General features: G+C 37.3%; 4 protein-coding genes. 2 read left to right on the forward strand and 2 right to left on the reverse strand.

Features of this window, described 5'->3' with window-relative positions:
• The first annotated feature begins 27 nt into the window (after nucleotides 1-27).
• Together VB798_RS15155 and VB798_RS15160 are read left to right on the forward strand one after the other, a co-directional pair.
• The gene (locus VB798_RS15155) at nucleotides 28-1758 is read left to right on the forward strand and encodes a RagB/SusD family nutrient uptake outer membrane protein (protein ID WP_323259778.1); all 1731 of its coding nucleotides are present in this window, start codon (nucleotides 28-30) and stop codon (nucleotides 1756-1758) included.
• 208 nt (nucleotides 1759-1966) lie between these two features.
• The gene (locus VB798_RS15160) at nucleotides 1967-9325 is read left to right on the forward strand and encodes a cellulose binding domain-containing protein (protein ID WP_323259781.1); all 7359 of its coding nucleotides are present in this window, start codon (nucleotides 1967-1969) and stop codon (nucleotides 9323-9325) included.
• A 136-nt stretch (nucleotides 9326-9461) separates the two neighbouring features.
• Here the strand turns inward: VB798_RS15160 and VB798_RS15165 are convergent, their stop codons facing one another.
• Nucleotides 9462-11258: a RagB/SusD family nutrient uptake outer membrane protein gene (locus VB798_RS15165; protein ID WP_323259783.1), complete on the reverse strand. Its 1797-nt coding sequence runs from the start codon at nucleotides 11256-11258 to the stop codon at nucleotides 9462-9464.
• Between the two features lie 9 nt (nucleotides 11259-11267).
• Nucleotides 11268-14708 (reverse strand): SusC/RagA family TonB-linked outer membrane protein, encoded by a 3441-nt coding sequence (locus VB798_RS15170; protein WP_323259785.1) that lies wholly within the window; start codon nucleotides 14706-14708, stop codon nucleotides 11268-11270.
• Nucleotides 14709-14723: the final 15 nt, after the last annotated feature.

Below are 14723 nucleotides of genomic sequence, written 5' to 3' on the forward strand. Positions count from 1 at the left end.
TTTTTAATATTAAAACAAATTACTGAAATGAAAAAGAATTCAATTACATATATCACTACATGGCTTGGAATGATGTTTATCGTCATCTCGCTAGGTTGCCAGAATGCCCTAGATTTAAAACCTCTTGACCAAGTTTCAGATGCAAATTTCTGGAATGATGCCACCAAGTTTAAATTGGCAGCCAATAATTTTTATGGCTATTTACGCACTTTCGGCAATAATAATGGAGATGGACATTTAGGAACCGATTTAGGTCCAGACAGAGGTGCATTAGCTAGAGGAACAAATACTGTAGTTTCAAACGATAATAACTATAACGATGCTTATAAATGGATAAGATCTATTAATTATATGTTGGCAAAAGCGGCAGTATATCCAAAACCTCAGGAAATTAAAACCTATGTAGCTGAAGCGAAGTTTTTCAGAGGATACGTTTATTTTGACAAATTACTTACTTCTTATGGTGGTGTAATTTTGGTAAAAGATGTATTAGATGTGGACTCTCCAGAATTGAAAGCAACGAGAAATACAAGAGACGAAACAATTGATTTTATCATTAAAGATTTGGAAGAAGCCATTGTTGATTTACCGATTGAAAATACGATTTTAGCAGGAGACAAAGGTAGAATTAGCAAAGGGGCAGCTCAGGCTTTTTTAGGAAGAGTAGCTTTGTATGAAGGTACTTGGCAGAAATTCAGAGGAAATATCACAAGAGCCAACACATTGTTAGATAAAGCCATTAGTAATTCTGAGGCAGTTATTAGCAGTGCCCAATATTCATTATTTAAGCCTGTTGCCTTGGGTGATTCAGCCTTGAAGTATCTTTTTATTTTAGAAAATCAAAAGTCAAATCCAGCAGGTGTTACCAAAGCGGCAAATCAAGAGTATATTTTAGGTGTACGTTATGAATCAAATAATTTGCTTAGAACAATCCCCGGTTCAATTTCTTTTTACAGTTTAGGGCCAGATTTGAGTCGTACAATGGCAGATATGTATTTATCAAGCGACGGTTTGCCAATTGATAAAACCAAAATGCCTTTTAGCAGACAAAAATTAGACGCTGAATATAAAAACAGAGATAATCGAATGAGTAATTTCATGATGATTCCGGGTCGTCCTTATTGGCAAAATGCAGTCAATTATCACATCAATTGGGACTGGGGTCCTGCTGATATGATGAATGCCCGAATTCATGACCCTTGGAATGGTGACGTAACTGGCTATAACGGACAACAGTGGTCGGCAGAAAGACAAGTTCCTAATAATCAAGAAGGTTACGACTATCCAGTAATTCGTTTGGCAGAAGTATATTTGAATTATGCAGAAGCTGTTTTTGAACGAAGCGGTTCAATCAGTGATAATGATTTGAATAAATCCTTGAACTTGGTGCGTACTCGAATCAATAAAAATATGCCCGTATTAAGTAATGCTTTAGTCAACAATAATGGTTTGTCGATGAGAGAAGAAATTCGCAGAGAAAGAGCTGTAGAATTACAAGGCGAAAACTTTAGAATGGACGACTTAAAACGTTGGTATATCGCACATATCGAACTTACCAAACCTTCATTAGGGGTTCGTTGGAAGGGAACAGAATTTGAAACAAAATACACTAAGACACCACCGCCATTAACCGCCGAAGGTGATGTAATCGCTGACCCAGTGAAAGAAAGAAAGTTTAGCGAGAAAAATTACTTAATTCCAATTCCAACTAACCAGATGCAACTCAACCCTAATTTGACGCAAAACCCTGGTTGGTAATCGCCTACCACTCAATTATTATCTGAATATGGGGTGAGCTTAAATCACTCCATATTCTAAAACTCCCAATAAGGAATTTATTCAGCCACATTTTCGCTACTTTTTGCTATGAGTAGTATTAAATCATGATGATAAACAACTACTATTTCTTTTAAAAGATGATGTTCTAAGCATTTTTTTAACAATCATATCTCTAAAAAACATAACGATGAAAAAGAATTATTCGAATTTTATATTTGGATTATTGCTAATTTTCTTTGGCTTTCAGCAACAGATATTAGCCCAAAAAACATTTGTGCATCCGGGTATTCCATTTACTCAATCTGATTTGAATCAGTTGAAAGTCAATATTACCCAAGAACCTTGGCTAACAGGTTATAATGCGCTAAGAAATGATTATCGCTCTCAACTTTCTTTCTCCATGAGAGGGCCATTCGCAACCGTTACCAGAGCTCCCGATTTGAATAATAGCGCATGGAAAATAGACATGGTTGCTATTCACAATCTTACTTTTATGTATGTTTTTACGGGCGATGCCGCTTATGCCGCCAAAGCTACCCAAATATTAGATGCTTGGGCTGTTACCAATACTACTTGGGGTGGTGGCGAAAACATGCTTGATATTGGTGATTATGCACCATACTTTATCACAGCTGCTGATATTCTAAAGAGTACTTATCCGGGTTGGACAGCCGACAATACAGCACACGTCAATAATTATTTTGCGAATGTACTCTATCCAGCTTCTTGGGTTCCAAACCCGCTTAGAGACTGTAACAAAGGAGCTATTCAACTACAAATTGCATTGGGTATTGCTGCCTTTTTAAATGATGAAGTAAAGTGGAATCAAGCCCTTGAATCATACCGTATGGAAGCTGGAGCGGGTTTACGGAATAGTATTCCCTCTGGTCAGGTTGGCGATACGGGTAGAGATGACCACTGGTTTGGACAGGCTTGGGCATTGGCTTGGGATGCTGAAGTAGCTTTTAAACAAGGTGATGATATGTTTGCCGAAATGAATAATCGCTTATTAGCAATTGGTGAATTATACAATCATTATGCCATTGACCCTACTGGACTAATATTTACTCCGTATGGTGGTTATTCTGTTTATTGGACTTCAGGCTGGGGAATTGCTACGGGTTCTCGTAAACAGCACCCATTTAATAATATCATTCAAGGGGCTTATTCGCTTCGTAAAGGTATTCCTACTCCTTATACCGACCAAATGAGAAGCTTGGTTGGTGAAGGAGCATGGTCATTTTTATATTTAAAATCATCGGATAATTCAACGGCAACGCCTATGACTCCGATTGTGTATCCTTCTGAAAGTGCTGTGCCTGCAAGCTATTTTAGTAATACCGATATTGGCGTGACTGGCATTAAAGGAAGTGTTACGACCAACGCAGGAACTTGGACAGCAAAAGGGGCAGGTTCATCTCCTGCCAATAATAGCAATTTTACTTTTAAACCAGTAAAAGGTGATGTTGCCATTGTGGCTAAAATAGAAAATAATTCAATTAGCGGTGCAGTTTCAGGGTTGATGATTCGTGAATCGTTATCAACTACATCCAACTATGTATCTATCAATTTTAACCCACCGGGCACAATCAACGTAAGTGGTTTAGGAGCAACTGCTGCCAATAGCGGTTATACTCATTACAGTACAAGCTCATCATGGTGGTTGAAATTAGAACGAGTTGGGAACAGAGTATTTGCCTATCATTCACACGATGGAATCACTTGGACAAATATCGCTTTGTTTATCATTCCACTACCTAATGATGCTTATATTGGTTTCTATACAGCATCAAGAAATACTTCAGCTTTAAATACAGCAACGTTTACAAATGTAGCGGTTAATAATACTTTTGCTGTTGGTTCCCCTGAAATCAATAGTGTTACTTCGGCAATGGCAACAGTTGGAACTGCCTTCAATTTTAATGTTACCGCTACAGGAACACCAACAGCTTTTGCAGCTACAGGTTTACCTGCTGGATTAAGTATTGATGCTGCTACTGGTGTGATTTCGGGAACACCCACTACTGTTGGTAAAAATGTGGTTCTTTTAGAAGCAACCAATGCTAATGGAGCAGGAAAAGCAGCTTTAGTAATTGATGTTTTGAGTAATCTAACGCCGATTGCCATCAATAATTTAGCCGTAAGTTCTACGAGTTCTGCTATCAAACTTACATGGACGGCAACCGATAATGCTACTTCTTATGCTGTAAAACGTTCTTTAACAGCTGGTGGTCCTTACACTACAATTCAAACGGACATTACCGCTACTTCATTTACAGACCCATCGCCAGCTTATGAAGTAAATAATTATTATGTAGTAACGGCTTTGATTGGGACAAACGAAAGTGCAGTATCAAACGAAGTTTTTGGTAACGTTCCTCCTGCTGTGCCAACCAACGTTGCGGCGACAAACCAAAATGGACAAGTAAATTTGACTTGGGATATTGCTGACGGAGCATCAACGTATAAAGTAAAGCGTGCAACAACTAGTGGTGGTCCTTATACAGAAATTGCTTCGGTTGCTACCAATACTTATGCTGATAATAACGTTACGAATGGAACGGCATATTACTATGTGATTTCTTCTAAAGGAACTACTTTAGAAAGTGCTATTTCAGCAGAAGTATTCGGAAATCCGGGTACAAATAGTGTAACTTGGAATACAACACCAACAAGTAATGTATTCAGCGTTGCTACTAACTGGCTAGAAAATGTTGTGCCAATCAATCCTGCCATTTTAACTTTCAAGAGTACAGAAACCAGTACCTTGAACAATGATTTAACTGGATTGGTGGTTTCAAGAATTCTCTTTGCAGACAATGCCATGAATTATACCATTGCTGGAAATGCCATTACTTTAAAGAGTGATTTGGTGAATAATTCTTCGCAAGCACAAATATTATCAACGCCAATTGTTTTAGACGGACAGTTAAATGTGAATGCCAAAAACAATAGCATAGAACTTAATGGCATAGTGAGTGGCTCAGGCAGTTTACTGAAAACAGGGACTTCGGCTCTTGTAATGTCTGGAGCAAATACATATACAGGTAATACTCTTATTCGTGGAACAAGAGGTTATGCTTGGGGTTCTACCGACGGTATTCAGGTTTTGGGTATCGGAACAGGAACTTCTGGCTCTCCTACTGCTGGCCCTTTAGGTACTGGTAAAATCATCCTTGAAGGTGGTGCTTTATATACTGGGACTAATACCGCAACTGCCACTTTATACAACGACATTGAAGTAACTGCTGGAAACACTGGTTATTTTTATGAACGTCAGGGTCATTTAAATTTGTATGGACGACTCTTGGGCAATGGTACTTTCATCAATGATGGTTCTGACAATTACGCTACCATTAGCCTTTATGGAAATAACAGCAGTTTTACAGGAACATTCATCACTAAATTACGAAGTGGTAATCACCGCATGGCATTTATGGTGCCAGAATCTGGCAGTGCAAACGCTGCTTGGCTTTTAGATGCAGTTGGAGTAGATTGTCACAGAATTATGTATAGCTCAGGTGCACTTGAATTCGGTTCATTATCAGGAAGAGGTGGTATTCGTTGCAATGTTGCAGGGACTCCTATCATCAGAATTGGTGCTTTGAATACAAATACGAACTTTAGTGGTACAATCGCCAATGCAGCAGGAACATTATCCGTTGAAAAAGTAGGAACTGGTACTTTGACTTTCTCTGGAAATAGTACTTTCGGAGGAGCAACGACTGTATTAAACGGAACATTTCTACTGAATAACAGTGGTTCAACAGGGACATACAACAGTCCAATTATTGTCCAAAACGGCTCATTAGGTGGAAATGGAAAAAGTACAAATTCAGTAACAATTGGTGCTGGCACTACATTTGTACCGGGAACTGACGGAACAATTGGTACTTTTACCACAACGGGACTTCTTACTTTAAACAGCAATGCTGTTTACAAGGTTGACATCAATAACCAAGCTGTTACTGCTGATAAAGTTGTTGCTGCTAATGTACAATTGAGTCAAGCTAAATTATTGATTAATAATATTGTTTCAGGTGAATTGCCTTTAGGCTCAACTTTAACTATTCTGGACAATACAGGCACAAATGCCATAACAGGAACATTCCAAGATTTACCTGAAATGGCTTTGGTAAACGTGGGTGGCTATAATTTCAGAATTACTTATATCGGTGGAACAGGTAACGATATTCAGTTATTAGATGACCGTACCATGCCAGTAGTCATTACCAGTGCAATTGCTGATACGACATTGATTGGACGACCATTTACTTATGCCATCACAGGAATTAAATCTCCAAATAGTTTTACAGCTACAGCACTTCCTGCGGGTTTAAGTATTGATACTAATACTGGAGTAATAACTGGAACACCAACAGAGTATGGCATTTTCCCTATTACTTTAACCGCTTCGAATGGTAGTACAACGGGTAACATTTTACTTACTTTAACCGTTCAAAGTACCACAGTAAGTGGTGTTATGGTGGCATCTGGTGATGCTAAAAACATTATAGAATGGCAGGCTATTCAGGATTTTAGTTACAAAATTAAGCGTTCAAATTCTTCAGGCGGTCCTTTTACTACGATTGGGACTAGCACAAGTACGAAATTTACCGATAGTAATGTTAGTAATGGAAATAGCTATTATTATGTAGTTTCTTCGGTAGATAATTTAGGCGAAAATCCTAATAGCAACGAAGTAGTAGCCACACCAAATGTTGGACAAATTACCTATTTGAAGTTTGATGAATCAAATGGTACACGTTTAATCGACAATTGGGGAGCGAATCATGGTTCATTGGCGAGTACCGCAAATCGTAGCACTGGAAAATACGGACAAACCCTTAAACTGGATGGAACGGCCAATGCTTATGCAACGCTTCCAACAAACATCGTGAGTACTTTGTCTGATTTTACCATATCGTCATGGGTAAAAATGGATGCTTTAGCCAACTGGATGCGTGTTTTTGATTTTGGAACAGGCACAGCTAAATATCTGTTTTTCTCGGTTCAAACTGGAACTGCGGGTTCTGTACGATACGCTATTAAAAACGGAGGAACTGAACAAGGCATTACTTATAATTTTGCCACGCCACTTAATACTTGGACGCACTTTGCCATTACTCAATCAGGCAATACTTGTCGTTTGTATATTAATGGTGCCTTGGTGACAACCAGTACTAGTATCACTATCAAACCTTCAAATATAGGAAGTACAAACCTCAATTACTTGGGTAAATCTCAATGGAATGACCCTATGTTTAAAGGTTCAATTGATGAATTCAAGATTTATAGCAGAGCATTAAGTGCTACTGAAATTGTAGAAAGTGCTAAACTAAGCCAAACCATAGCGATGAATTCGGTAGTTCAAAAAGAAATGGGTGACGCTGATTTTTCTCCCGCTACTGCTACTTCTGGACTTCCTATTACTTACAGCAGTTCAGATAATTCAGTGGCAAGTATTGTGGATGGGAAAGTACATATTCTTGGTGCAGGCACGACAACCATTACGGCTTCGCAAGCTGGCAATACTGATTACAGACCAGCTCCTACACAAACGCAAGTATTAACTGTTGTGAAAAAAAATCAGACAATTACTTTTGCCGAAATCGAAACAAAAACCATTGGCGATGCTGATTTTTCACCTGCTACAGCTACATCTGGTTTGGCTGTTTTATACACTAGTGCTGATTCTACAATAGCCACAATTGTAAATGGGAACATTCACATTGTTGGTGCAGGAACAACCACGATTAAGGCTACACAAGCTGGAAATACGATTTATCTTCCTGCCCCAGAAGTTTCTCAAACGCTGACGGTTTTAAAGATTGTACAGAATATTACTTTCAATTCATTATCAGATAAATATGTGGGCGATGCGGATTTCGATGCCGAAGCTACTTCAAGTTCAAGTTTGGTGGTTTCTTATACAAGTTCAAATCCTGCTGTTGCAACAATTGTAAATGGCAAAGTACATATTATTGGTGCAGGAACAAGTACGATAACGGCTTCACAAACTGGAAATGCGATGTATTTACCTGCAACGACGGTAGCTCAAAATTTAACGGTTTTAAAGAAATCCCAAAACATTACTTTCGCTAATATTCCGAATAAGGTTTTAGGCGATGCTGATTTTGATGCTGGGGCAGTCGCTAGTTCAAATTTGACAGTTTCATATTCAAGCTCAAACCCTGCTGTTGCTACGATTATTGATGGAAAAATTCATTTGGTTGGCACAGGTACTTGTTTGATTACGGCTTCACAAACTGGCAATGAAATATATCTTCCTGCAGATTCTGTCAGTAAAACCTTAACAGTTATCGCTACTTTGAAAGTAAAATATCAAGATGGAGAGAATAATTTGACGAACAACCAAATTAAGCCTAACCTCATGATTTTCAATGAAGGTTCAGATAACATTCCTTACAGTGAACTTACCCTTAGATATTGGTTGACAGCAGAAAATTATGCAGGAATCAATACTTGGATTGACTATGCCGAATTAGGAAACAGCAAGGTAAAAATGAAATATGTTGCTTTGCAAAATCCAAGAAATGGTGCTTATGGTTATGTTGAGTATGGCTTTGAATCGACTACGGGAAATTTATTGGCTGGTGCAAATTCAGGAGTAATTCAGTCGAGATTAGCGAATACCAATTGGACAAGTTTAAGTGAAGCCGACGATTATTCACACAGCAATTCAAGTACTTATGCTTATAACGAACACATCACAATGTATCGTAATGGCGTATTGGTTTGGGGAGTTGAACCTGCAACCGTTACTCCGCTTGTGAATTTAAAAGTTTATACTGAAACAAAGACGAATCAGACCACAAGTAATACCATCAGTACTTATCTGAAAATCAATAATGAAGGAAATGTTGCTATCAATTATGGCGATGTGAAAGTAAGATATTGGTTTACCAAAGAAGGAGCGCCTTCGCTTAATTATTACTTGGATTATGCCGCTTTGGGAAATGCAAACATTGAATCACAATTTGTAACATTAAATCCTGCTAAAACAGGTGCGAATACCTATTTGGAACTAGGTGTAAAAACAAATTTGGGCACTTTTTATCCTTCAAGTTCTACGGGTAATATTCAGTATAGAATCGCCAAAACAGATTGGTCGAATTTCAATTTAGCCGACGATTATTCGTATAACAGCAATAAGCAAATGGCTCTGAACGATAAAGTAACGGTTTATTATCAAGGACAATTAATTTATGGAACAGAACCTACAGTTCTTGCAAATGCTAGAATGGCGGTAGTTGACGAAGAACCTTCCGTTATTTTAGAAGCCACAATGTTAGGCAATCCGATTACGAGAGATAGAGCGGAAGTTGACATTAGAGGAACACAAGGCTTGGCAACAACAATTACCTTGTTTAACCTTAATGGTACTGAAGTTTTCAGTCAAACACTAGAAAAACCGAATGATACTGAACGTTTTACATTCCAGACTAGTCAGTTAAGTACTGGCGTGTATCTATTGAAAATTGTTTCTGGCAATAAGTATTGTACGATAAAAGTCATAAAATAATGAAACCTCATCAATCCAACGAACAAATACAAGTACTCATGTATAATGACGGATTGTAACATCTATACATTTGTTTGTACAGACAGCTCATACGATTTTCGTATGGGCTTGTTTTTTATAGGCTTATCCTAAAAAATCACCAACCAGGGTTTTGTTTTAGATTAGGATTAAGAATTATTTGGTTCAGCGGAATTGGCGCTAAATAGTTCTTCTTTGAAAACTTACGATTACTAGCTGGGTCTAAAACAATTGCTCCCGTTTGGGCATCCATCCCAAAAGTAGTATAGGCAGAAGGCGTATAAATGGGCTTTCCGTTATAAATATACGTTTCATATTCCGTGCCGATTACTCTTGCACCCAAAATTGCTTGGTTCAACTCTTGTTCGGCAATATTCCAACGTTTTAAATCATCAAAACGGAAGTTTTCTCCAAATAACTCTAAGGCTCTTTCTCTGCGAATTTCGCCTAACATGTTTAGTTTCGGATGAGTCGCCATCAAGGCATTCGTCAATGGGGCTACTCCTGCCCTATTCCTAATTTTATTGATAGAAATATTCAGGTTTTCATCCGAAATAAATCCATCTCTTTCATACAAAGCTTCAGCATAAATCAAATACACTTCTGCCAATCTGATTTGTGGATAATCGTACGATTCTTGATTATCTTCTCGCAAGCGATGCTCAGATAAAAACTTACGATTTCCATAACCACCAGATGTACTGGCATTTAAAATAGCGATAGCAGGTAAAATTGTCGAAGGAAAATCTTGTCCATAATTGGCGCCCCCTCCCCTCGTACTTTTCCCGTAGCCCCAATATCTCTTTAAAGGTCTATACACAAAATTGTTTAAGCGGTTATCTCTGTTATCAAATTCATCCGTCATTTTCGCATATCCTTTAAAAACGGTAGATTCTGAAGGCGGTAATCCATCTTTGCATAAATACATATCCATCATTTTTCGGCTCGGCGCTAAATGCCCTGTAACAGTATGACTAATGTTCATTTGTGCTCTGTAAAAAGTAAAATCATAATTACTTTTCAAGATAAATTCTTTGTTAGAAGCCTTGGTAAAACCTAATGGATTTGAAAGGGCATCGTCTAAATTAAATAAGTAAAAATAACTTTCGTCACCCAATTTGTCCCAAAGCTCATAACCTCCTTGCTCCATAACTGTCTTTGTCAGACTGACTACTTCCTCTAAATATTGTCTGGTTTTATCTTCTTTCTTTTGATTTTTCTCAAAATCTGTACTTTCGCCTACATATTTTTCCCAAGTTGCTTCGTAAAGTAAAACTCTCGCTTTAAAAGCCATTGCAGCCCATTTACTTACATGACCTTTATCGTTGTTTGCGATATTTTGCTCTGTTGGTAAGTCTTGAATCGCTAAATCAAGGTCTGAGAGAATTTGCTTGGTTACTTCATACCTAGTCGCCCTTTTTGAATATAATTCTGGCGAATCAACATCAAGTACTTTTGTAAGAATTGGCACACCACCAAAGCGTTTGAGCAGAAAGAAATGATGCCATGCCCGAAAAAAATAGGCTTCAGCCAAGTATGTTTTAATTTCGTCTTTATTTCCAGTATATACTTGCCCTTTTTGAATCAAAATATTATTTGAACGAATATATTTATAAGGATTCCGCCAGTAAATATCTATCGCTCCAGTTATTCCCCCACCTTGTCCATAAGTATTTACTCTTGAGGTAAGGTCTGAACCAATATCCATCCAATCATAAATATTTGAGTCATCAATGGTTCGCCACGAAATCATTTTAGTATAAAAATCATTGGTGGCGGCTTTAAATTGTTCAGGATTTTTAAAGAAAATAGCTTCGGTTGCTTGGTCAAGCGGTTCTAAATCTAATACTTCGTCTTTACAAGCAAAACAGCTTCCAATCAATAATAGCCCGTAAAAAAAGAATTGCTTTTTCATCTTAAAAAATTAAAAATTCAGTTCTAAGCCAACTGCCCAAGTTCTAGCAAATGGATAGGTTTGATTGGTATTTTCTCCAAATTCAGGGTCAAAACCATCTTTAATCGTCGTCCATTCCCATAAATCATTACCTGCTACATAAATTCTGAACTTTTCTAGTCCAATTTTTTTTACCATTTTATTCGAGAAAGAGTAACCCAATACCATATTTTTCAAGCGAGCATAGCGCAGTTTTTGCACCATAATATCAGTGAAATTATAGTTCCAAGCATTTCTTTGTGTGGTTAAAGATAATCTTGGATACATGGCATTGGGATTATCGACCGCCCAAGTATTTCCTAAAAAATTAGGGTTTTGATTCACATAAATCGTTCTAAAAGGAGCATTTAGATTTCCACTTCTCAACATATTTTGGCTTCCTACGCCTTGAAACATGGAAGTAAAATCAAAACCTTTATAGGTAAAGCCAAAATTGAAACCAAAAGTATAATGTGGTGCATTATCGCCAATATATTGAAGATCACCCGTTAATCCGTTCCCTTGATTAGGATTCCCAGTGGCACTAATGTAGCCATTTCCATCTAAATCAGCTTTTTTCAAATCCCCAGCTCGTAATTTTTGCGTACCTACCATTGGAAGTTCGCCAGTATTGATGGCAGTCAATCTAGCATAATAAGCATCTACTTCTTCTTGAGACTGAAAATACCCTTCTGTTTTATAGACAAAAATAGCATTCAATGGATAACCTTGAATCTGTGGAACAATGCCTGTATTCCATGAGTTTTTGCCTTCCATCGCAATCAATTTATTTTGATTATTACTCAAATTAAAAGACAAATTATAGGCAAAATCTCTGATTTTATCTTTCCAGTTGACTTGAAACTCCCAACCTTTAATCGACAAAATACCATTATTGGTTTTAGGGGCGTTCGTTCCCAATAATTCTGGATAAGTAACATCAATTAGCATTCCGTTATTTCTTTTCAGAAAATAATCGAAAGTACCGATTAGTTTATTGTTTATCATCCCGAAATCAAAGCCAATATTGGCAATGCCTATGCGCTCCCAAGTTCTGGTATTGCTAGTCATTCCCGACAAATAAGCTGTTGGTTGAATCGTATAAGGATAACCAAAAATTGTAGTGCCTGAATTGATAATGGATAAGTAATCGTAAAGCCCGATGCCCGATTGTCCCCCTTTTTCTCCATAACCAGCTCTTACTTTTAGTTCGCTGATAGCAGGAATTTCTTCCATAAATTTCTCTTTGGAAATTATCCAACCCGCAGAAATTCCTCCAAAATTCGACCATCTGAAATCACTAGCAAAACGAGAAGAGCCATCCCTCCTACCCGTTAATTCTAAAAGATATTTTTCTTGATAATCGTAATTAATCCGACTCACAAAAGAAAATAAACCCCAATGGCTAGAACCGCCTGCATTACTTGCATTTGTTGGGTCGGCGGTATTCAAATCATATAAACCCGGATAAAGTAAGCGTATTCTTCTACCGGATAGGTATTTATTTTCGTTAATTTCAGTGGTTGTACCAAGCATCACAGCCAACGAATGTTGGTTAGCAAATGCCTTTTTATAATCTAAGAATCCACCATAATTCTGATAGTTGGTATTATACACATCCTCTTGAATGGTTGGGTCAGGATTTTGAACACTGGTGATTCTATCGCCAATCCAATTGTAAAGCTGGTAGGTTTGATAATATTGTTTTTTCCAGCCTCTCAGATTTACATTTGAAAGTTGAGTGCTGAAAGTCAATACTTTAGAAAGCTTCGCTGAAAGTTTAAGATTTAAACGAATAATATCATCTGTGGTGGTGATTCTGCCACTTTCGGTCGTTTTTGCGACAGGATTTCTAAAGCCAAAATTGTCGTACCAATTGCCTTTAAAGTTATAGACTGGAAAAATCGGTGGGTCGTACCAGCCATCTCCTACTCCAGTAATGGGCGAAGAAACTTCTCTTTTATCATAAGAAATCCCCGTTTCAATTTTCACTTTTTTAGAGAGTTCATAATCATAATTTACCCGCAAATTATACTTTTTTTCGCCATCGTAGGCTGGTTTTAATAAACCTCTATTATTGGCATAACCCAAAGAAATACGATAATTTGACTTGTCTGAAGCATTACTTAGGCTCAGATTATGCTGTTGAGAAAATGCTTTTCCATACAAAGCGTTCATCCAATTATTGTCTTCATAAGCTAAATCATAGCCCAAAGAAGTATTTCTCCATAAAAATGGCTTGCCAACAAGCATTTTTTCAAGGCTTTCTTTATCATAAATCCAGTAATAGCCTACGCCGTCCTGCTCAGATGCTTCTAAGAATAACTTTGCATATTCAGACATATTAGCAATGGGCGTAGTTCTAGCCAAAGAAGAACTTCTTAAACTGCTATGATAACTTAATTTCATTTTCCCAACTTTGCCTCTTTTGGTGCTAATCAAAATAACGCCACCTGCTGCTCTTGCACCATAAATTGCCGCAGAAGCATCTTTTAATACACTAATGGAAGCTATATCATCCGAATTTAGTTGGTTTAATTCCCAAGTACCCAATGTTGGAACACCATCCACCACAATCAGCGGGTCAACATCTGTAATGGAAGATTCGCCTCTAATTCTGATTTTTAAGCCTTCATTACCAGGTCTGGAAGAATTTCGGGTAATCGTTAAGCCGGGAGTTGTTCCTTGTAATTCCAAAGCAGTATTACTAACTGCTCTATCCTTAAATATTTCTGGACCAACTACAGCAATTGAACTCGTTAAACTTTCCTTTTTTTGAATACCATAGCCAACTACCACTACTTCAGAAAGCGGATTATTATCAATTTTAAGACTTATTTGAATGAAATTTTGCTGATTAACGATGACTTCTTCCTTTAAATAACCGATGCTTGAAATCAATAAAACGGTATTACTTTTAGGAATATTAATCGAAAAACTGCCCTCACTATCTGTAAGTGTACCTTTGGAAGTCCCTTTAAGAACAACACTTACGCCTTGCAAACCGACTCCCAATTCAGGGTCATTTATTTTTCCTTTTAAGATTATTTCTCCTGTAGATTGACTTATCGTTTTTTTTTCTGGCAAAACGTTTTTTACTTCTTTTCTGACATTTGGGTCGAAAATCAGGTAGGATTGTTCACTGAATTTCTCAAACTTAAAGCCATAGGGTTTGATGATAAAATCAAGTGTTTTTTCAAGGTTGTTGTACTTATTAAGTGCCGATAATTCTACCTTTTTATTGGCTAATAATTTATCGTTATACTCAAATATTACCTTATAGTGCTTGCCTAAAATATCAATGGCTTCCACTAATGAAACCGTAAAGGGAGATTTAGACAGTACTTTACTTCTTTGTGCAAATGATTCATTACACAAAGGAAAATACATAAAAAGCAGTAAAAATATAATTCTAAGTAATTTATAATCCATTCATTACTAATTTAT

This window comes from Arcicella lustrica (assembly GCF_034930985.1).
Classification (GTDB): domain Bacteria; phylum Bacteroidota; class Bacteroidia; order Cytophagales; family Spirosomataceae; genus Arcicella; species Arcicella lustrica.